General features: G+C 58.4%; 25 protein-coding genes, 1 tRNA gene and 1 other RNA gene. 12 read left to right on the top strand and 15 right to left on the bottom strand.

Annotation, left to right across the window (positions count from 1 at the left end; genetic code table 11):
• From B2P82_RS04210 to B2P82_RS04190, 5 genes are all read right to left on the bottom strand, one after another.
• A partial coding sequence (locus tag B2P82_RS04210) for an SLC13 family permease (protein WP_290495358.1) occupies positions 1-553 on the bottom strand: 553 nt, incomplete at its 3' end.
• Between the two features lie 23 nt (positions 554-576).
• Complete coding sequence (locus tag B2P82_RS04205; RefSeq protein ID WP_422653696.1) at positions 577-849, bottom strand: SLC13 family permease; 273 nt, start codon at positions 847-849, stop codon at positions 577-579.
• Between the two features lie 35 nt (positions 850-884).
• Entirely contained in the window at positions 885-1,400 is a 516-nt protein-coding gene (locus B2P82_RS04200; protein WP_290495354.1) for an alpha/beta fold hydrolase, read from the bottom strand.
• Positions 1,322-2,101, bottom strand: coding sequence for an epoxide hydrolase family protein (locus tag B2P82_RS04195; protein ID WP_290495352.1), 780 nt, complete (start codon positions 2,099-2,101; stop codon positions 1,322-1,324). The genes B2P82_RS04200 and B2P82_RS04195 overlap by 79 nt, the downstream gene beginning before the upstream one ends.
• Positions 2,102-2,106: 5 nt before the next feature.
• A complete protein-coding gene (locus tag B2P82_RS04190) occupies positions 2,107-3,297 on the bottom strand; it encodes an epoxide hydrolase family protein (protein WP_290495350.1) in 1,191 nt (396 codons plus the stop codon).
• A 144-nt stretch (positions 3,298-3,441) separates the two neighbouring features.
• On the opposite strand from B2P82_RS04190, the gene B2P82_RS04185 reads away from it, so the two are divergent.
• Positions 3,442-4,806 (top strand): spinster family MFS transporter, encoded by a 1,365-nt coding sequence (locus tag B2P82_RS04185; protein ID WP_290495346.1) that lies wholly within the window; start codon positions 3,442-3,444, stop codon positions 4,804-4,806.
• 76 nt (positions 4,807-4,882) lie between these two features.
• Here B2P82_RS04185 and B2P82_RS04180 read toward each other — a convergent pair whose 3' ends face one another.
• The 3 genes from B2P82_RS04180 to B2P82_RS04170 all read right to left on the bottom strand — a co-directional run bounded on the left by B2P82_RS04180 (position 4,883) and on the right by B2P82_RS04170 (position 6,104).
• The gene (locus tag B2P82_RS04180) at positions 4,883-5,377 is read right to left on the bottom strand and encodes a YchJ family protein (protein WP_290495345.1); all 495 of its coding nucleotides are present in this window, start codon (positions 5,375-5,377) and stop codon (positions 4,883-4,885) included.
• Positions 5,378-5,435: 58 nt separating this feature from the next.
• Positions 5,436-5,510, bottom strand: a tRNA-Gly gene (locus tag B2P82_RS04175).
• A gap of 129 nt (positions 5,511-5,639) precedes the next feature.
• Positions 5,640-6,104 carry a winged helix-turn-helix transcriptional regulator gene (locus B2P82_RS04170; protein ID WP_206990626.1) on the bottom strand — a complete coding sequence of 155 codons (465 nt, stop codon included), beginning with the start codon at positions 6,102-6,104 and terminating at the stop codon, positions 5,640-5,642.
• 106 nt (positions 6,105-6,210) lie between these two features.
• Here B2P82_RS04170 and B2P82_RS04165 point away from each other — a divergent pair, with 106 nt between their 5' ends.
• The 4 genes from B2P82_RS04165 to B2P82_RS04155 all read left to right on the top strand — a co-directional run bounded on the left by B2P82_RS04165 (position 6,211) and on the right by B2P82_RS04155 (position 9,270).
• Positions 6,211-7,308 (top strand): esterase-like activity of phytase family protein, encoded by a 1,098-nt coding sequence (locus B2P82_RS04165; RefSeq protein ID WP_290495343.1) that lies wholly within the window; start codon positions 6,211-6,213, stop codon positions 7,306-7,308.
• A gap of 72 nt (positions 7,309-7,380) precedes the next feature.
• Positions 7,381-7,539, top strand: a non-coding RNA gene (ssrS, locus tag B2P82_RS17085) — 6S RNA.
• Between the two features lie 59 nt (positions 7,540-7,598).
• Positions 7,599-8,201 carry a 5-formyltetrahydrofolate cyclo-ligase gene (locus B2P82_RS04160; protein WP_290495341.1) on the top strand — a complete coding sequence of 201 codons (603 nt, stop codon included), beginning with the start codon at positions 7,599-7,601 and terminating at the stop codon, positions 8,199-8,201.
• 52 nt (positions 8,202-8,253) lie between these two features.
• Positions 8,254-9,270 carry a family 16 glycosylhydrolase gene (locus tag B2P82_RS04155; protein WP_290495339.1) on the top strand — a complete coding sequence of 339 codons (1,017 nt, stop codon included), beginning with the start codon at positions 8,254-8,256 and terminating at the stop codon, positions 9,268-9,270.
• Here B2P82_RS04155 and B2P82_RS04150 read toward each other — a convergent pair.
• Positions 9,254-9,580 (bottom strand): DUF1476 domain-containing protein, encoded by a 327-nt coding sequence (locus tag B2P82_RS04150; protein WP_034815548.1) that lies wholly within the window; start codon positions 9,578-9,580, stop codon positions 9,254-9,256. The genes B2P82_RS04155 and B2P82_RS04150 overlap by 17 nt on opposite strands.
• 169 nt (positions 9,581-9,749) lie before the next feature.
• On the opposite strand from B2P82_RS04150, the gene purC reads away from it, so the two are divergent.
• The 7 genes from purC (at position 9,750) to B2P82_RS04115 (ending at position 14,555) form a co-directional block, all read left to right on the top strand.
• Positions 9,750-10,523, top strand: a complete 774-nt coding sequence (gene purC, locus B2P82_RS04145) for a phosphoribosylaminoimidazolesuccinocarboxamide synthase (protein ID WP_206990630.1) — start codon at positions 9,750-9,752, stop codon at positions 10,521-10,523.
• Positions 10,524-10,736: 213 nt separating this feature from the next.
• Positions 10,737-10,982 carry a phosphoribosylformylglycinamidine synthase subunit PurS gene (gene purS / locus B2P82_RS04140; RefSeq protein WP_290495337.1) on the top strand — a complete coding sequence of 82 codons (246 nt, stop codon included), beginning with the start codon at positions 10,737-10,739 and terminating at the stop codon, positions 10,980-10,982.
• A gap of 142 nt (positions 10,983-11,124) precedes the next feature.
• Positions 11,125-11,727 carry a TetR/AcrR family transcriptional regulator gene (locus B2P82_RS04135; protein WP_290495335.1) on the top strand — a complete coding sequence of 201 codons (603 nt, stop codon included), beginning with the start codon at positions 11,125-11,127 and terminating at the stop codon, positions 11,725-11,727.
• 27 nt (positions 11,728-11,754) lie between these two features.
• Positions 11,755-12,561 (top strand): lysophospholipid acyltransferase family protein, encoded by an 807-nt coding sequence (locus B2P82_RS04130; RefSeq protein ID WP_290495333.1) that lies wholly within the window; start codon positions 11,755-11,757, stop codon positions 12,559-12,561.
• A gap of 94 nt (positions 12,562-12,655) precedes the next feature.
• Positions 12,656-13,171, top strand: a complete 516-nt coding sequence (locus tag B2P82_RS04125) for a hypothetical protein (protein WP_290495331.1) — start codon at positions 12,656-12,658, stop codon at positions 13,169-13,171.
• Positions 13,172-13,267: 96 nt separating this feature from the next.
• On the top strand, positions 13,268-13,873 hold the full coding sequence (locus tag B2P82_RS04120) for a hypothetical protein (protein WP_290495329.1): 606 nt from the start codon (positions 13,268-13,270) through the stop codon (positions 13,871-13,873).
• A 46-nt stretch (positions 13,874-13,919) separates the two neighbouring features.
• Positions 13,920-14,555 (top strand): hypothetical protein, encoded by a 636-nt coding sequence (locus B2P82_RS04115; protein WP_290495327.1) that lies wholly within the window; start codon positions 13,920-13,922, stop codon positions 14,553-14,555.
• A gap of 26 nt (positions 14,556-14,581) precedes the next feature.
• Here B2P82_RS04115 and B2P82_RS04110 read toward each other — a convergent pair whose 3' ends face one another.
• From B2P82_RS04110 to sufC, 6 genes are read right to left on the bottom strand one after another with little or no spacing between them, the layout of a single operon-like run.
• Complete coding sequence (locus tag B2P82_RS04110; RefSeq protein ID WP_290495324.1) at positions 14,582-15,076, bottom strand: DNA-deoxyinosine glycosylase; 495 nt, start codon at positions 15,074-15,076, stop codon at positions 14,582-14,584.
• A 15-nt stretch (positions 15,077-15,091) separates the two neighbouring features.
• Positions 15,092-15,448, bottom strand: coding sequence for a HesB/IscA family protein (locus tag B2P82_RS04105; RefSeq protein ID WP_290495322.1), 357 nt, complete (start codon positions 15,446-15,448; stop codon positions 15,092-15,094).
• 35 nt (positions 15,449-15,483) lie between these two features.
• Complete coding sequence (locus B2P82_RS04100; RefSeq protein ID WP_206990638.1) at positions 15,484-15,867, bottom strand: SUF system Fe-S cluster assembly protein; 384 nt, start codon at positions 15,865-15,867, stop codon at positions 15,484-15,486.
• Between the two features lie 8 nt (positions 15,868-15,875).
• Positions 15,876-17,099, bottom strand: a complete 1,224-nt coding sequence (locus B2P82_RS04095) for an aminotransferase class V-fold PLP-dependent enzyme (RefSeq protein ID WP_290495320.1) — start codon at positions 17,097-17,099, stop codon at positions 15,876-15,878.
• Positions 17,096-18,322, bottom strand: a complete 1,227-nt coding sequence (locus B2P82_RS04090; RefSeq protein WP_290495318.1) for a SufB/SufD family protein — start codon at positions 18,320-18,322, stop codon at positions 17,096-17,098. Before B2P82_RS04090 ends, B2P82_RS04095 begins: the two co-directional genes overlap by 4 nt.
• Positions 18,319-19,080: a Fe-S cluster assembly ATPase SufC gene (gene sufC, locus B2P82_RS04085; RefSeq protein ID WP_034815776.1), complete on the bottom strand. Its 762-nt coding sequence runs from the start codon at positions 19,078-19,080 to the stop codon at positions 18,319-18,321. The genes B2P82_RS04090 and sufC overlap by 4 nt, the downstream gene beginning before the upstream one ends.
• Positions 19,081-19,099: the final 19 nt, after the last annotated feature.

The following is a 19,099-nucleotide window of genomic DNA, read 5'->3' as shown; positions in this document are numbered from 1 at the left end:
TTTCGCCGTTCGAGCCTACGAGCTCCAGCCCCTGATTGTTGAGGAACTCGGTGAGATCGGCCGGGTCCGCACGCAGGATAAAGAGATCGTTCGGCTCCACAGGTTGCCAGCTTTCCGGCTCGTAAATCTGACCATCCTCGCGCACACGGGCGGCAATCACGATGTCTTCGCCCGCGGCTTCCTCCATATGCGCGATGCGCCTGCCGATCAGCGGGCTCTTTTCGCCGACGCGCACCTCGATCACATATTCCTCGAGGCTGAACATGTCTTCCGGCGAGACGCCGCCCTTTCTCTCGCGCGGGATGAGGCGCCAGGCACCGAGCGCGATGAAGAGAATGCCGATCACGGCAACAGGCAGGCCCACCCAGGCGAAATCGAACATGCCGAAGGGTTCGTCGGCATAGGAGCGGCGAAAGCTTGCGATGATGATGTTGGGCGGAGTGCCGATCATCGTCATCATGCCGCCGAGCATCGAGCCGAAGGCGATGGGCATGAGCAACATGGCGGGCGGACGTCCGCGTTCGGCGGCTGTCGCGAGCACGACGGGCAGCATGATTGCAAGCGCGCCGACATTGTTCANNCGGCGACCACGCCCGTCAGGATGCCGATATGGCCGGTTGTCGTCTTTGTCAGGGGCAGGATGCGCCGCACAACCACATCGACGAGCCCCGAGCTGCGCAGCGCTTCCGAAACGACCAGAACCGCGGCTACGGTTATCACCGCCGGATGGCCGAAGCCGGAGAGGATTTCCGTCGGTTTGACAAGGCCTGCCAGCGATACGGCGACGAGCGAAATCAGGGCAACGATGTCATGGCGGAGCTTGCCCGATGCGAAAAGCACCAGCGCCATGAACAGGATGCCGAAGGCAAGCCCCTGGTCGAGGGTCATCCGGCTTTTGTTCCTTCCGTGATTCCCATTTCGTGAAATGCATCGCGCACGTCGTCGGCGAAGAGTTCAGGCTCTTCCATCGCCGCGAAATGACCGCCGCGGTCCATCATGCGCCAGCGTACGATGTTGTATCCGCGTTCCGCCCATGAGCGCGGCGTATCCGGCAACACGTCGATCGGATACTCCGAATAAGCGGTCGGCACCGTCACTTTTTCTCCGGGCTTCAGAAGCCCCGTTCCCTCGGCGGGCCCCGCCTTGTAGAGCGTGTTCGCCGAATTGATCGTTCCGGTAAACCAGTAGATCGAAAACTGGGTGAGAATGTGATCGAAGGGAAAGCGCGCGATCATGCCTTCCATCGTCTCGGTCTTGTCGGTATCGCCGAGGCGATAATATTTGTCGGCGAGCCAGCCGGCGAGACCGGCAGGACTGTCCATCACGGCAAACGCGAGCGCCATCGGCTTCGTCGACTGGATCGAACGATAGCCTTCTTCCTGTCGCCACCACTTCTGCATCTTCGTCNNCCTTCCTCTTCCGTTACCGGTGGCTGGCTCTCATGCTTGAGATGTGGCCGGAGCGGCAGCATCGTCAGATGAATGCCCATCACGGCGTCCGAATGCTGAAGCGCGAGACGCGACGTGACGAAACTCCCCCAGTCGCCTGCCTCCGCCGCATAGCGGTCGTAGCCGAGGACCTCCGTCATCAGCCGGTGCCAGAGATCGGCAATGGCGCCAGGGCCGATGGGCTTCCTCGGCAGCGAGGAAAATCCGTAGCCCATCAGCGATGGCACGATCACGTCGAATGCCGGTCCGGGTTTCCCGTATTTCTCCGGATGCGCGAGTGGATCAACGACGTCGAGGAATTCCCGGAAGGTCGACGGCCAGCCATGGGTGAGAATCAGCGGCACGGGATTGTCGCCCGAGCCCCGCTCGTAGATGAAGTGGATCGTGTGATCCTCGCCCTCGTCGTCGGTCAGCGTTGCGCGGTATTGCGGAAAGCGGTTGAGGTTCGCTTCGGCGGCGCGCCAGTCGAAATCGTCACGCCAGTATTCGACGAGCCGCTCCATATAGGGAAGGCTCGTACCGTATTCCCAGTGTTCGTTGCCGAGCGGTTCGTTCGGAAAGCGCGTGCGTTGCAGCCTCCGTTTCAGGTCTTCGATCTCGGCATCGGGGACATGGATCGAAAACGGATCGGCGGGCACGATGCGATGGGTCATGGCCTTCAGCCTTTCACCTGGTTGACGAAGGCGCGGACGTCGTCCGCAAAGACGTCACCGGTTTCAAGTGCCGCGAAATGACCGCCATGCTCGAAGTCGCTCCAGCGCACGATGTTGTATCCCTTCTCCACCATGCTGCGCGGCGGGAAGACGAGAAACTCCTTCGGAAAGTTCGCGATGCCCGTAGGGACGTCGACCTTCGTTCCCGGTGCCATGCTGGTGCCGCCTTCCTCGAACATGCCCCGGTAGAACCAGGTGGCCGTGTTGAAGGTTCCGGTGACGAGATAAATCATCACGTTGGTCAGCAACTGGTCCTTGGTATAGGCGTTTTCGATGTGCTCCTTGCCGTCGGGGCCGCGCCGGTCCGACCAGCCGTTGAACTTTTCGACGATCCAGGCAGCCGCGCCCACGGGACTATCCATCATGCCGTAGGAAAGCGTCTGCGGCTTCGTCATCTGAAGCCGGAGATAGGCGCTTTCCAGTTCGAAGGTCATGGCGGCGCCCGCCGCCCATTGCTTTTCCTCTTCGGTTTCCGGGAGAGCCGCGGGCCTCACGCCATACATGTTGAGATGCACGGCCTTGCAGCCGCCGCCCTTCGTCACGGAATGCTCGTAGGCGAGCCAGCCCGAGACGACCGAGCCCCAGTCGCCGCCCTGTGCGATATAGGTCTCGTAGCCGAGCACCTCCCGCATCAGCTTGTCCCAGAGCGCAGCGGTTCCCTTCGGGCCTATGGGCTTCTTCGGCTTTCCGGAAAAGCCGTAGCCCGGCAGCGACGGCACCACGAGGTTCATTCCCTCTTCGGCATTGCCGCCGAACTTTTCGGGATGCGCCAGCTGCTCGATCACCGCATTGAACTCGAACACCGAGCCCGGCCAGCCATGCGTCATGAGAACGGTCTCGGGCTTCTCGCCCGATCCCTTCACGTGGATGAAATGGACCTTCTGGCCGTCGATCTCGGCATGAAACTGCGGGAACGCGTTGAGCTTCCTTTCCGCCGCACGCCAGTCGAACTTCGTCGTCCAATAGGTGCAAAGTTCACGCATGTATTCCATGTCGGTGCCATAGGCCCAGCGGTCGGCGCCCGGGTCTATCTCGGGCATCTCGTGCCATTCATAGGCGCTGACCTTGGCATGGATAGCGTCGAGTTTCCCTTGCGGAATATCGACCGTGAAGGGAACGGGTTTGCTTGCGGACATCTGAACGTCTCCGGGTGAATGGGCGTTTCTGGTTGCGGGGATTATGGCAGGGGCACGTGGCATCGCAAGGTGTGCCGATTGCGGTGCCCCGCCAGCGCCATTAGAGTTGCCGCACCAAAGAAAAGATATTTGAGGGGAGAGGGAATGGCCGAAGCCACAATGGCGAAAGGGGCGACGCCTGCCACGCTGTCACCGGGGTACAGGCGCTATGCGCTGATGATCCTCGTGCTTGGCTACACGTCGAGCCATGTCGACCGGAACATCATGGGAATCCTTCTTGAACCCATCAAGGCGGATCTCCTTCTTTCCGACACGCAGCTCGGCTTTCTCTCAGGCATCGCCTTCGCGATCTTCTACGCGACACTCGGCATTCCGATCGCCCTCATCGCCGACCGGGGCAACCGGCGCAACATCATCGCCTGGGCGATCGCGATCTGGAGCGGCATGACGGCGCTTTGCGGTCTTGCCGGAAACTTCTGGCAGCTGGCGCTTGCGCGTATCGGCGTCGGCGTCGGCGAAGCGGGATCGAGTCCGCCTTCCCATTCAATGATCGCCGACATGTACGCGCCAAACGAACGTGCCAGCGCGATGGCTGTCTATTCGCTCGGCGTCTATTTCGGCGTGATGATCGGTTTTCTGGTCGGGGGCTGGGTCGCGGTCTGGTACGGCTGGCGCGCCGCCTTCTTCGTGGTCGGTCTGCCGGGCCTTGTGCTCGCGCTCCTTGTCCGCTTCACGCTCAAGGAGCCGGAGCGTGGCGGCGCCGACGGCATGGCGCCGGAAAAATCAGACGCGCCGCTCAACTTCAAGACGGGTCTCGTCATCGTCAAGGAAGGGTTCCACCATCTCTGGCACACGGCGGCGGCGCGCCATGTCGTCTGCGGCGTCACCATCACGTCCTTCGTCGGCTATGGCGGCGTCATGTGGGGCCCGGCCTTTCTTATCCGCACGCATGGCATGTCCATCGGCGAAGTCTCGACCTTTCTCGCCCTGATGGTCGGTATTGTAGGCGGCTTCGGCGCCTATTTCGGCGGACGGCTGACCGACAGGCTGGCCGCGAAGGATGTGCGCTGGAACACCTGGGTCGTCGCCTGGGCGAAGGTTCTGGTGGTGCCGTTCATCGTCGCCTTCTATCTCATGGACAACTGGCCGGCCTTCCATGTCGCGGGATACCCGGTTTCGATCCTCTGGGTTCTCTACGTGCCGATCTCGTTCCTCGGCGCGTTCTATCTCGGGCCGTCCTTCGCGATGATCCAGACGCTGACGCCGCCGGCCAAGCGCGCGCTTGCCTCCGCCGTGATGCTCTTCATCATCAACATCATCGGCCTCGGCTTCGGTCCGCAATTCGTCGGCATCCTGTCGGACTTCTTCAACTACACGATGGGCATGGGCAACCAGTCGCTGCGCTGGGCGCTCTTCGGCACGGCGATGCTGAACATCTGGGCGGCGGCGCACTACTTCCTTGCCGGCCATCATCTGAAGAAGGCGGCGTCGGACGGTCGTCGCGCCTGAGGGTTGCTTCGGCGCAAATGAAAAGGGCCGCACCTTCGGGAGCGGCCCTTTTTTTGTTCGGCATCTGCCGCGCCCGTCAGAGCGCGCCGTGGCAATGCTTGTATTTCTTGCCCGAGCCGCAGGAGCAGGGATCGTTGCGGCCGATCTTTTCCGCACGGCGCGGCTTCACGCCCATGATGCCGTCGACATACCACCAGCGCCCGTCCTTATGCGTGAAGGTGGCCGTCTCGTGGTGGAGGCGCTCCGTTCCCGCCTGCCGGTAATGCGCGACGAATTCGACGACGCCCTCCGTCTCGCCGGGGACGCCGCCTTCGGTGTGGCGCACCTCGAGCCCGGTCCATTCGCTCGCCGCCGCCCAGTCGGCCGCGCCCTTGGCATCGAAATCCTCCCGCGTGCCCGGCAGCAGCGTTTCCTCGAGATAGGTGATATTGCCGGTGGCAAACGCCGAATAGCGCGAGCGCATCAGCGCTTCGGGTGCCGGCGGCAGCTTCGCGCCCGTGAGATAGGGTTCGCAGCAACTGGCGAAATCGAGCCCCGAACTGCAGGGACAGGCGGCCGAACCCGAAATCATCTCCATCACCTCGCTGTATCGGCAAAGAAAAAGCCGCCCTCAAGGCGGCTTCTCGAATTGGAGCGGGCGATGAGATTCGAACTCACGACCCCAACCTTGGCAAGGTTGTGCTCTACCCCTGAGCTACGCCCGCATCCTTATTAGGGTATTCACGGCGTTGCCGCCGAGAGGCGTGATAAAGCGCATCAGCCCCGGCTTTGCAAGACGGAAATTCTGCGAAACTGCACAATTTCCAAACTGTCGGTCGGAGACTTGAGCAAACCTATCCCCGCAACACTGGACGTATCTGGTCGGGGCGCACTTCCCGGCCTTCAACATCAACAAATGCCGCTCGAATGGCGCTCTTGGATCCCGCCTTCGTAAAGCTGATCGGAGGCGCCTCACCCTGTCCGAGACAAGCGTCGCCCCATTGCGTCAGGCCGATCAGGATTGGCCGCAGCGAAAGGCCCGTGGCGGACAGAACATATTCCGGTCGGGCGCGCTTGCCAGGCGCCTTGTAAGGCTTTTTGGCCAGCAGGCCGGCATCCACCAGTTTCTTCAACCGCCCTGACAACACGGTTCTTGGGCATCCCAGCTCAGACTGGAAGTCATCGAAGCGCCGCACACCATAAAGAGCTGCGCGAAGGATGAGCAAAGTCCACCTGTCACCAATGAGGTCTATGGCTTTGGCCAAATTGCAGGTGTCTGGCGGGACTGGCGAGCGGCGAACGAGCGGAATCTGGGACATAATTCATATCTGGATAAGTTCGCTTTTGAAATCCAGCCAGTTTCCCTATTCCTGCCTCATATTTTAAGGCAAATGCCCAGAGACTCACCACAAGGCGAAACATATCATGCGGAAATCGATCTACTCTCCCTTGTTTGGCTTGGCCGCAGCCGCGCTTGTAGCCTGCGCGGTTCCAGCCGATCCTCCGGCAATCGGTACGACCGGCACAAATCAAGGCCGGGGCCATCCTGCACTGTCGCCGGGTACGCTGAAGGCGCTATCCTGCCCCAGCGGGACATCTTATGTGGCACCGGCGGAGATCTCCATTGTTGCGGAATCCGTGCCGCTTTCTGAACGCGCCAACATTTCACTGTTCCCAGGCGTCCGCTTCGCGCAGGGCTGGGCGCTCACTTCCCCCAATAAGAACTTTGGCGGATTGTCGGGTATTGAGCTACTTGCCGACGGAGGCTTCCTGGCGGTTTCCGACATGGGCGCATTTGTCTGGCTTGATCGTGACGGTGGTGAGCTGACCGGAACGGGCCGAATTGCGTACATGCGGGGACAGGACAACGAGTTGCTCAAGGGCAAGACCGAGGGCGACTCCGAAGGGCTCGCCCTGAAGAATGGCGCTGCATATGTCAGCTTCGAACGTCGGCACCGTATCGAGGCATTCGATCTGAGCACTTGTGGCGCCGCCGCACGCGCCACGCTGGTCGCGGATCTGCCGAGCGAGATCGAAGGCACGGAAATCCGCGAGAATTCCGGCGCAGAAGCGCTATCTTTCGGAAAATCACTTCGTGCAGGATACGAACAGCTCATTGATGGCAAGTCGCCGATCGTCGAGCTTGTCCCGATCGGCAATGCTGTTACGCTTCTCGAACCGCTCAATACCGATTTTGACAGTCCGCTCGTGGGCATGACAAACCGGATTGCGCTCGGCGATCAGTCGATGGCCGGATCCGTGGTTTACAGTCTACGCCGCAACTATAATCCCGTATTCGGTAACCGTTTGGCCGTGGAAGCCGAATATCAGGATGCTGGCGGGTCAAGCCGACGCGGTCTGTTTACGCTGTCCCGACCCATGAATGTCGACAATTTCGAAGGCATCACGGTTGAAACCCTGCCAGACGGTGTCCACCGCCTCTGGATTGTTTCTGACGACAATTTCTCGGATCGCCAGCGCACGCTACTTTTTGCCTTCGATCTTGTCGGGGAAGCACACTGAGACAATTCAACACGTGACCGCATGCTGGCCCCTTACAATCAGCGCGTCACCGAATTACATCATCAACCAGCATGAGGGCTGCTTCGTTTGCGACGGACTGATCTCCGGCGACCTTAATTTCCGTCAGGGAGCTGGCATTCTGGCTTGGGCCGTGGTCCGGGCTCATCCGGCGCCCACCTAGTATCTAGGTTGACGGGAGTGAATATGCCCCGCGGCGTTCGTGGTTCTCATGCGCTATTTTTCTGTGTGCCATAGTCAGGCGCCGAACAGCCAACCCGATGGATACTCTGATGGACAAGACCGACCTGCGACATCGGATGCGAACCCTGCGGGCCGAAGCGGCCGCGCGCGATCCTGATGGCGCAGACTCTGTGGCTGAAAAATTTCCGATGAAGCTGCTTGAACGCTACGGGCCGGTTGTCGCTGGATATGTCGCGATCAATGAAGAGCTCGATCCCGCGCCCCTGATGATGCGTTTGGCAAAGGCTGGCGCGGAATTGTGTCTGCCCCGGATAGAGGACACTGGCGAACTGACCTGGCGCACATGGCATTTCGGCGAACCACTGGAGCGCCGGCCATTTGGATTGTCCGAACCGTCAGAAGATGCACCGCTGGCTCATCCGACGTTGATTCTGACGCCTCTGCTCGCCTTTGATGGCATGGGCAATCGGCTTGGCTATGGCAAAGGGCATTATGACAAGGCGTTTGAAAAGCTCCGGGCAAACGGCCGGGCATTTGCCTGTGCATTGGCCTACCCGGCCCAGCATATCGACTCCGTCCCCAGCGAACCACATGATCAGCCGCTCGACTGGGCCGTCACACCGATTGGCTCAATTCCGTTATTCATGATGCGCAACATGAAAAGTCTGACACCCCCTCAAGAAAGCGGCTAAATCGGCTTGGGTATTGCTAATTTTCCGTTAAAGGTAAACGGAAGGTAAAGCGATGTCCCATTTCGGCCTCATTTCGGTAACCACCGCCAGACGGACTGTGTCAGTTCTGGACATTATGCTGTTTGCCGTCGTAGCTGCTGCACTTGTTACAGGTTTCGCCGTGAGTGTCGCCGGTGGCCAGGACCCGCTCGCATCTTCACATCAACAAGCGCAGATTTACTATCCCGTTGAAAAGTCCACTGCTGCGGCAGTTCCGAAGCCCCTGTCTATCAGACCCGCAGCACCGGTCGAGAGCGCCCCGTCAATCAAGCAGCTCGCCAAATCCGGTCATGGATTCCGGTCAACATTTGGATCAGAATCCATCGAGGACAAATTCTGGTTGTCTGAGACACATGCGGTCGACAGCTTCTATGGTGGCAGGTGGGCTCCCGAAAACGCCATCACAACACCTCAAGGTTTGGCACTTCAAGTCAAACGCGAGCCGGGCCAGGACATCCCGTTTTCCATTGCCGAAGCAAGATCAAAGCAACGCGTCGGTTATGGACGTTATGAGGCGGTGATGCAGATCGGTAAGGGGTCAGGGCTGGTCTCGGCCTTTTTCACGTATACCGGACCCTATGCAGGCGACCCACATGACGAAGTGGATATCGAGTTTCTGGGCAAAGACACATCAAAAGTGGAGTTCAATTACTGGCGGAATGGAAAGCACGGAAAGAATGCCAAGTTCGATTTGCCATTCGATGCGTCAGCCGCGCCACACCTCTACGCATTCGAGTGGTTGCCTGATCGGATCACCTGGTATGTCGACGGGGTTGCCTATTACTCCACCGAACCAGATGACGCGTTGATTCCGCGCACGTCCGGACGCCTCTATTTCAGTCATTGGACCGGCGTACCAAAGATGCAGGGATGGCACGGGAAGCCCAAATTTAAATCCGGTGAAGCCACCATCGTGAGCTGCACGTCATTCACGCCAGTCAATGAAAGCACCCAGACATGCGGGGACAGTTTCCGGCCACCCCTCGCAGGTACGGCCGAAAACCACATCTACGCTACTTTGAGTCCTTGAGAATCTGCTCGCGCGCAACCGGCAGCAGTTCTGCCATCTGCTCGCGAATACGAGCATCGGTGCGATCTATGCCAGCCGTATCGAAGTCACCGCGTACCTTGCGGAACACGTCGTCATCGCCCGCTTCTTCAAGATCGGACAGTACGACCGTCTTGGCATAAGCCTCAGCATCTGAGCCTGTCAGACCCATGAGATCGGCGGCCCAGAGACCGAGCAGCTTGTTTCGGCGCGCCATGACCTTGAATTGGGTTTCCTGATCAAAGGCGTATCGAGCCTCTTCAGCGCGTTCGCGATCGTCAAATGTGCTCATGAGAATGGCCTTTCTGAACGGTGGTAATTCACCAGTGCATATAGTCGTTGAGTTAAGGTGTGCGCAATAATTGTTTCTTTGCCCAGATTGGCGTAACAGTCGCGCTTTCTGGGGTGGCTGAAAACGATTCCTGTTACAGCGATCCGGTACCGTCAGGAGATCCGTCCGCATGAGCAAGAAGCGCATTATCTATGAGGGCAAGGCGAAAATCCTTTATGAAGGGCCGGAGCCAGGCACCCTCATCCAGTATTTCAAGGATGATGCAACCGCCTTCAACGCGCAAAAACGCGCGGTTCTGGATGGTAAAGGTGTTCTGAACAATCGCATCAGCGAATTCATGATGACACGCCTGTCGGCCGTTGGAATCCCCACCCATTTCATCCGCCGCCTCAATATGCGCGAGCAGCTGGTCAAGAAGGTCGACATCATTCCACTGGAAGTAGTCGTGCGGAATGTGGCGGCTGGCACGCTCTCCAAGCGTCTCGGAATTGAGGAAGGCCAGGTCCTGCCCCGGCCCATGGTGGAGTTCTATCTGAAGGACGACGCGCTAGGTGATCCATTGGTCACAGAAGAGCACATCGCCGCCTTTGGATGGGCCGCGGCTCAGGAATATGATGATCTGATCGCCATGTCGCTCCGCGTAAACGACTTTATGTCGGGCCTGTTCGCAGCGGTCGGCATTCGGCTAGTAGATTTCAAACTGGAGTTCGGCCGCCACTATGAGGGCGATAGCGATGTGCCGCGCATCCTGTTGGCTGACGAAATCAGCCCCGACAGTTGTCGACTTTGGGATTTCGAGACCGGTGACAAGCTCGACAAGGACCGGTTTCGTCGTGACCTCGGCGGCGTGACGGAAGCCTACGCGGAAGTAGCCCGGCGTCTCGGCATCCTGAAAGAGTCCGGCGAGAGTGACAATGTGGTGAGCTTCACCAACGGCAAGTAAGCTCTTTGTACCACGCCGCAGAGCAAGAGACCTTACCCAATGAGCCAAGATACAAAAACCAAGATCCGCTCCAAACTATCATACATGAATGGTCGAAAGCCGGTCTTTGCCATGGCCCTTGTTCTTGTCGGCATGGCTTACGCGGTAAGCTTGTTTCAATAGGACTGAAATCGGGCTATGGGGGCCCGACTCAGACTTCCCAGGAGACCTCTCATGAAAGCCATCGTCCACGTCGCGCTGAAGAATGGTGTTCTGGACCCGCAGGGCAAGGCCGTTGCAGATACGCTCGCGCGTATGGGCTACAAGGAAGTCGAGGCCGCCCGGATTGGCAAAGTGATCGAACTCGATCTGGAGGACGGGCTTTCGTCTGATGCGGCTGAAGCCCGCGTTAAAGAAATGTGCGAGAAGTTGCTCGCAAACACCGTTATCGAAAGCTATCGATTCGATCTCGTCAGTTAGGCTGACGTTTCACCAGCGAAGACACTACCTCCTGTCGCATGCACGACGACACCTATTCATGCTAAACACATATGTGAGCGAATAATCACTTGCGTCGGATCGGATCTGTGCCTAGATTGGTGTCAGAGACATGGAGGGCCAGATGGCGAGACCATCACGCACAGATCAATCCAAGACAAAGCCTCGCGCCCGGAATGCGCGGCCGAAGATCGAACGCGCAGCGCTGAAACTGTTCATTCATGAAGGCATCGATGCTGCCACGACACGCGAAATCGCCGAAAAGGCCGGCGTTTCGGAAGGGGCACTCTATCGCCACTACAAGGGCAAGGACGAACTTGCACTGTCCCTGTTCATGGAAACTCATAATCGCCTGGGCGCGATGATGGCGCAGGCCCTCTCGGCGGATGGCTCACTCGAAGAAAAGGTTCATGCAGCTGTCGAAGCCTATTGTGCGCTGGCGGACGAAGATTTCCTGCTGTTCTCTTTTCACCTCGTCTCGCTCAATCGCTTCCTTCCCTATGACAAGCGCCGCGAAGATGATCCGGTCTCAATCACTGAAAAGATAATTGCCGGCCTGATTGCGGACGGACATATTCCAAAGGGCGACCCGGCGCTGAAAGCCGCCATGGCGCTTGGCGTGGTCATGCAGGCTGGCCAGAACAAGATTTACAACCGCCTGCCCGGACCATTTTCCCAGCACGTTGACGCGTTGTCTCGCGCGGTTCTGTGCGTCTTGAATTCCTAGTGATCAGATAACGAAGGAGCCCCTGCAATGCGCGGCCTCGTCTTCACAGTCGTCTATTATATTCTCTCTGTTCTTTACGTGCTGGTATCGTTGCCTTTCCTGATTTTGCCGGGGCGAGGCCCTGTCCGCATGATCATCCGCAGCTATACACGGGCGATGAATCTGAACCTTCGCATCGTCGCCGGGATTCGCAAGGAAGTACGTGGACGAAGCAACCTTCCGGACGGTCCCTTCATCCTCGCGGCGAAGCACCAAAGCTGGGGCGACGGATACCTCATCTACCCGGAAGTGAAGAATCTTGCGTTCGTGACCGGCGATCATTTGGAAAAGTTCCCGCTGGTTGGCGGAATTCTCCGAAAGCTGGGTGCCATCGTCATCGATACTTGCGGCGGCGGGGATCGCAAAGCGGCCTCGTTGAAGGAAGGCATGGTTCGCGCCCGTGACGAAGGCCAACGGGTGCTGATTTACCCGGAAGGCCACCTCGCGCCGGTGGGGTACCATTTTCGCTACAAGGCGGGGGTCTGGCATATGGCGCAGGCAATGAATGTTCCGGTCATTCCCGTCGCCACCAATATTGGCGTGTTCTGGCGTCAGCAGGAACGCGACAAAACTGCCGGCACCGCGATCATTGAATTCCTGCCCCCTCTGGATCCGAATCTGCCTAAAGTAGAATTCCTACAGACCCTGACCGAGACCGTGGAGCTGCGCACAGCAAGACTCGTGGCCGAGGCAACTGGTGCGCCGGTAGAGCCGAGCATCCTCATTCCGGACCCTCCAAAGGGCATGGAAGCAAGCCCTAGCTCCGACGACCTGGCGGCTTTTGGAAAGCCGTGAGACTCACCGCTCACCTTAAGCTTTACACACACAAAAATTATTGATAAACAATAATTGCTCAGGCGATCCCGGGGGCCATATCGGGATTGAACAAATGACGAAATCAAAATCGAAAACAGCAATCGGCCTGTTGGTAGCCGTTGTTGCAACCGCTTATCTGCCTGCCTCCGCGACCGGATGGAAAGTTTGGGACGGACACAATGAAAAGGCGCCTCGCGCCATCCTGACGACCACCGCCGATCAAGCTGGCGCAGTGCTCGTATGCGCGCCAAACGGCCAGATGTCCGCCATTCTATCGCTTGAGGCGGGCGATATTTCTGATCAAATCGACAAGCATGCCACATACAGACGAGGAGAGACCGCTTCAATCACGGCGGGCGACACACCCGGCGTCGAAACAGTTGTTCAATACGCTCCGGCAAACAGCACAATCGAGATCGGATCGCACAGCCCGGCTGCCAAGATCTACAACTCCGTCATTCGGGGAGATACTGTCAGTGTCTCAGTTGAACATGCCGGTAAAGTTGAGACGAGATACCCAGAGCCGGATGATGCGTTCAAAGCATTCGCAAAAACCTGCAATGCCGCCCGCGCGGCGAGTGCGAACTAGGTTTCTCTCAAAGAGTGCGTATCGGTTCGGTTAAGGGTTGACGAGCCCGCATGGCTCATGCCCAATCTTGGGGAAGCACGCCTCAAGGAAAGCCCAATGTTCAAATACCTGATTACTGTAGCTGCCATGGTGATGGCAGCTACACCTGCACTCGCCGACTCAGCACCACGCGTCTGGACCCAGGAAAAAGATCAGTTGATCAGGGTCGACAGTTCAGATGCCGGCAAGGACCCGAACTTCAAAAGCCTGGTTCGGATCATAAAGGCGGAAGGCGGTGACCACCCGACCATCCAGCTGAGCTGCCAGATTACGACGAGTGGATACAAAGCCCTGAATTTCAGCGTCCAGCTCGATCCGGAAAACACCTATGAAGATGATGCTGATCGCAGTCCGCGCTTCCATCATATCTCAGGCATAATGGAGATCCGCGACGAGAAATTTCCGGACCGATACGCGTTTCATGCCAAATCAACCAAGCTGATCCCGCTTAGCCGTGAGGTGCCTTCGCGCATCTACAATTCCGTCGTGCGCGGAGACCAGGTGCAGCTGAAGGTAAAGGGCAAGAAGCGCGATCTTGCCTTGCCGGAAAAGAACGACGTATTCGTCGCCTTTGCCAAATTCTGCCCGGTGACCAATGGCGGGAAATTCGATCCGTCCGCGTTCGAAGCGCTGAACAGCTCCTCTCTGGAACCAAACCTGTAGTATGGGCTCAGGGTTCATGCGGCGCTTTACATAGCGAAGGGAAGACATGTCGCTTACAGTTCGTCTTTTGCTCACTGGCCTGTGGAGTGCCGTTTGCATCAATGGTGCGAGTGCAGAGAAACCTTTCGCCGACAGCGAACCTCGTCCCGCTTCCTGGGTTTCGGCCAAACCTCTTCACTACACATATGACGGGTGGGATATCGGCAATGCGCCAGACTTCAGCGGCATTAACCTGTCGATCCATTCCACGTCGACAAACCAGCACCCCGTCATTCTCACATGCATGATGACGTCGTATCGACGCTATGAGATGACCGCGGCAATCCAGCTCCATACTGGCGATCCCACTCACCGGGACATCAAACTACCGAGCCTTGTCGCCGCACGCTATGGCCGGTTCTACATTGACGGTGAATCCTTTCTGGTACCAATCACCGTCAGACGTCGTTCCAACCTCGCCTTCGTCGGACACCGGCCGATCAATATCCCGGCCAAACTGTACAATGCAGTGTTAAGAGGAACCGTTGTATCCTTGAAGATCGCCAAAAACACCTACGCACTCAGTTTGCCAGAACGCGACAGCGCCTTCACCGAGTTCGCCAAGACCTGCCCTGTTACCAATGGTGGCAATCTCGAGCCCTGGGATGCGTTCGTCGCAACCTTGGACTCGGCCAACGAATAGACTGTCCCGAAGGCATCAGGTTCTGATCACGCCCCCAACATGGCGTCCCGCCAACGACGAAGCTTTTCCTCAAAACGCATCGCGGCATAGGCAGGGCTGGTCGAGGGAAGCGCAACGGTTGGAAGTCCCGGACAGAGTGCTCGGACATGTTTCCTAAAGCTGCGGGCCGCCGTGCCGCCATTCAGCAGGACACGCTCAATTCCCGGATGCACCTCAAAAAACGTCGCAAAATCGTTTGGCACCTCGTCCTTTATGTTTGAATCCAGACTGCCTTCGCGATGGCAAAGCTTCAGCACATCCCAGACTGCCACGCCCTGCTCTTTCAGGATCGTCGTGCGCTCGGCATAGGGCCGCTCCAACCCGGCCCCATAGACATCTCCCATTATGCGCCAGAAAGCGTTCCTGGGGTGTCCGTAATACTGATTGGCTTCCAGTGAGGCGATGCCTGGCATGCTGCCCAGGATCAGGATACGCGCATCTGAATCGGCTATGGGATCAAAGCCCTGAACAATCATCGGCATTACCTGCCCCGCAGGCTATACCGTCGCCGGGATAATCGTCACGCTCTCTCCACAACCACAGGCATCGGTCTGGTTCGGGTTACGAAAGACAAATTTCTCATGCAGCGGCGTGACTTCATAGTCCACTTCGCTGCCGAGCAAAAACAGCACAGCCTTGGCGTCGATCAGGATGGTGACCCCATTATCCTCGACCACTTCGTCCAGCGGCTCGGGCGCCATGGCATAGTCCATGACATATTCCATGCCCGCACAGCCGCCATTCTTGACGCCGACACGCAGAAATCCTGCGCCGCGGTCCTGCATGATCTCCTTCACGCGCATTGCAGCAGCGTCGGAAAGCTTCACGGGCTTGGGTCTGGGTCTTCTGGCCATGACAATCACATAGGAACGAAAGCGTTCCGGTTCAATTAAAGCATGTTTAGCGCAAGACGGGCTTCGTCCGACATGCGCGACGGGTCCCAGGGCGGATCGAAGGTAAGGCGAACCTCCACATCCTGCACACCATCAACGGTGCGCGCGGCAGTTTCGATCCAGCCAGGCATATCGCCGGCAACTGGACAGCCCGGCGCCGTCAATGTCATGTCGATATCGACCTTGTAGTCGTCATCTATGTCGACCTTGTAGATCAGGCCGAGTTCGTAGATGTCGACTGGAATTTCCGGATCGAACACCGTTTTGAACGCTGTGATCAGATCATCGGTGATCCGGTTCAGCTCATCTTGCGGAATCTTCGACCCTGCTTCCTCGGAGGAAACATCAACCATGTCGCGAGATGTCATATCGTCTGCCATGCCGTCACCTATACCAGCATTTCCCGCGCCTTGGCGAGCGCTTCAATGAACGCGTCCACTTCGGCGAGAGTGTTGTAAACTGCGAAACTCGCCCGCGCCGTTGCGCTGACCCCCAGATGCTCCATCAGGGGCTGGGCGCAATGGTGGCCGGCGCGGACAGCGATACCGTACCGGTCGAGAATTTGAGCAATGTCATGAGGGTGCGCCCCTTCGAGGCTAAACGCCAGCACGGCACCCTTGTGCGGCGTCTCACCATGGATGGTCAGGCCATTTACGCCCCTGAGTCCCTCATAAGCGCGCGCGTACAGCGCATCTTCATGCGCCTTCACATCTGCATGATCGAACGCCGTCATCCAGTCCAGCGCTGCTCCCAGGCCGATAGCCTCGAGGATTGGCGGTGTACCTGCCTCGAATTTGTGAGGCGCCGTATTGTAGGTCACCCGGTCGCGAGACACGATTTCGATCATCTCGCCGCCCCCCTGATAGGGCCGCGCACGATCCAGCGCTTCTGCTGTCCCATAGAGCGCGCCGATGCCCGTCGGGCCATAGAGTTTGTGCCCGGTCATGACATACCAGTCACACCCGAGCGCCTGAACATCGACCTGCAAATGGACCGCAGCCTGGCTGCCATCGGCCAACACTTCAGCGCCAACTTCATGCGCGAGGCGGCAAATCTCGGCCATGTCCGTCACGCTGCCGAGCACATTGCTCATATGGGTAATCGCGACCATACGCGTTTTCGGACCAATTGCTTCCGCCAGGTCTGTCATGTCCAGCGAACCATCTTCGTTCAGGCCCACCCATTTCAGGACAGCGCCATGGCGCTCCCGCAAGAAATGCCACGGAACGATGTTGGAATGATGCTCCATGATGGAGAGGACAATCTCGTCGCCAGGCTCAATCCGGGCGGCGAGCGCAGAGGCGACAAGGTTGATGCCTTCCGTCGACCCCTTGGTGTATACGATATTTTCTGTCGACGGCGCGTTGAGAAATGCTCGGACTTTCTCACGCGCGGCCTCATAGGCCTCGGTGGTCTCGTTCGACAGGGTGTGAATGCCACGATGAACATTGGCATATGCCGTGCGCGACTGGTTTGCGATCTTGTCGATCACCGCATTCGGTTTTTGCGCACTGGCAGCATTGTCCAGATACACCAGCGGCTTGCCATTCACTTCACGTGACAGGATCGGGAATTCCGCGCGGATCGCATCGATGTCGAAGGAACGGCTCATACAGCGGCCAGCCAGGCTTCGGCTTCCGCGCGCAGCACTTCCTCTAGCGCGCCGGCTTCAGCAAATGCTTCGGCGACGAAGGCTTGTGTCAGCAGGGCGCGGGCCGTCTTCTCCGGCAAGCCGCGCTGGCGCATGTAGAACAATTGATCATCATCAAGCGCGCCGCTCGTATTGCCATGCGCGCACTCGACATCGTCCGCATAGATCTCAAGCTCGGGCTTCGCGAAGACAACCGCGCCGTCTTCCAGCAACAACGCCTTGTGCTGCATGTCGGCATCCGTGTACTGGCCTGCCGTACGGGGAACAAAGAATTTCCCCTGGAACACGCCGGTGCCGCCATTCAGGACAGCGCCCTTTGTCAGCTGCCGGGTTACACAGGAGTTGGCCCCGTGACGCACATGGGTGGTAAAGTCCGTATGCAGATCCTTGCCGACAAGATAGGCGGCATTCAGCGTCACCTTTGCACTTGGCTCTTGATGCGTAACGCGCGTTTCGAGCCGCGCAACCTTGGCGCCAAAGGCGAGTGAGGTCTGTGTATAGTGCGAATCCGCATCGAGATGGACGAGCGCCGTTGAAGCAATCGTCTCTTCTGACGTACCGCGCTGATAGACCGTCCGGTTGACCGTGCTGCCTTTCTGGAGACCAAACTCGATCACGGAGGATGTCAGCCCCGCCCCGCCCAGATGGCTCTCCGATACGGTGAGTGCCATATCGGAGCGAACCACGACAACAACACGCGCGAAATTCGCTTCTCCTTCGCCGCTGAACTGGAAATGGAGACGCGGAAGTTCTTTCGAGGTCACTTCCAGTAACAGGGTTGCGGGTCTGGCCTTGCCGCCAGACAGGGATGCTGCCAACGCACCGAGCGGCACGTCTTCGGCCGCTCCCAAGGCCTGAGCTTCGTCTTTCTCGAAAACGTTCAGCCCGTCCGGAATATGGTCTGGCGGGAAATAGCCATTTGGCGAGAACCGGAAGACCAGTGCGCCAGCATGCGGGATCGGATCTTGCGCGGGCGGCGTGGAGGGACGGTCGAGCCCCTGCAGCGCTACCTTGAAGTCGGTCCATTTCCACGCTTCCAGCCGGCGATGCGGCAGTCCCGTCTTGGAAAACGCCTCAAACAGCCGCTCGCGGCGGGAATCTGCCGGTTGCATGCCATAGCGCGCGACCAGCTCCAGCTCCGCCGTCGTCGGATTGGCAATCATGTCCCGCAGGGCTGTGGTCACGCCACCTCCCCGAGGATGCCTTCATATCCTTCTTTTTCCAACCGATGCGCCAGTTCCGGGCCACCGGTTGCCACGATACGGCCTTTGGAGAGGACGTGCACCTTGTCCGGCTGGATGTGGTCCAGCAGGCGCTGGTAGTGCGTGATGACCAGCATGCCGCGATCTGGCGAGCGCATCGCATTCACGCCGTCAGCCACCGTCTTCAGCGCATCAATGTCGAGCCCGGAATCCGTTTCATCCAGGATCAGGAAGTTCGGTTCCAGCATCATCATCTGGTAGATTTCCAGGCGCTTCTTCTCGCCGCCAGAGAAACCGACATTGAGCGAGCGCTTCAGCATTTCTGCATCCAGCTTCAAGGCCTTGCCGATTTCGCGGGACTGTTTGATGAAGTCCGGCGCAGATATCTCGTCTTCGCCACGAGCCTTGCGCTGTGAATTCATGGCCGCCCGCACAAAGGTCATGACGGGGACGCCGGGAATCTCTACGGGATACTGGAAAGACAGGAAAAGGCCCTTGGCCGCCCGCTCTTCCGGATCCATATCCAGAATGTCTTCGCCATTCAGCGTCGCGCTTCCGCCCGTCACCTCATAGCCATCGCGGCCTGTCAGCACATAGGACAGGGTCGACTTCCCGGCACCATTCGGCCCCATGATTGCGTGGACCTCGCCTTTCGGCACGTCCAGCGTCAAGCCATTGATGATCGTCTTGGCGTCATCGTCTTCACCGACAGTCGCGGTCAGGTTTTCAATCTTCAACATGGTGCGCATGTAAGCTCCC

The organism is Hyphomonas sp. UBA4494, assembly GCF_002388935.1.
Classification (GTDB): domain Bacteria; phylum Pseudomonadota; class Alphaproteobacteria; order Caulobacterales; family Hyphomonadaceae; genus Hyphomonas.
Note: the sequence above shows the minus strand (reverse complement) of the source record. Positions and strands in the feature narration are given on the sequence as shown.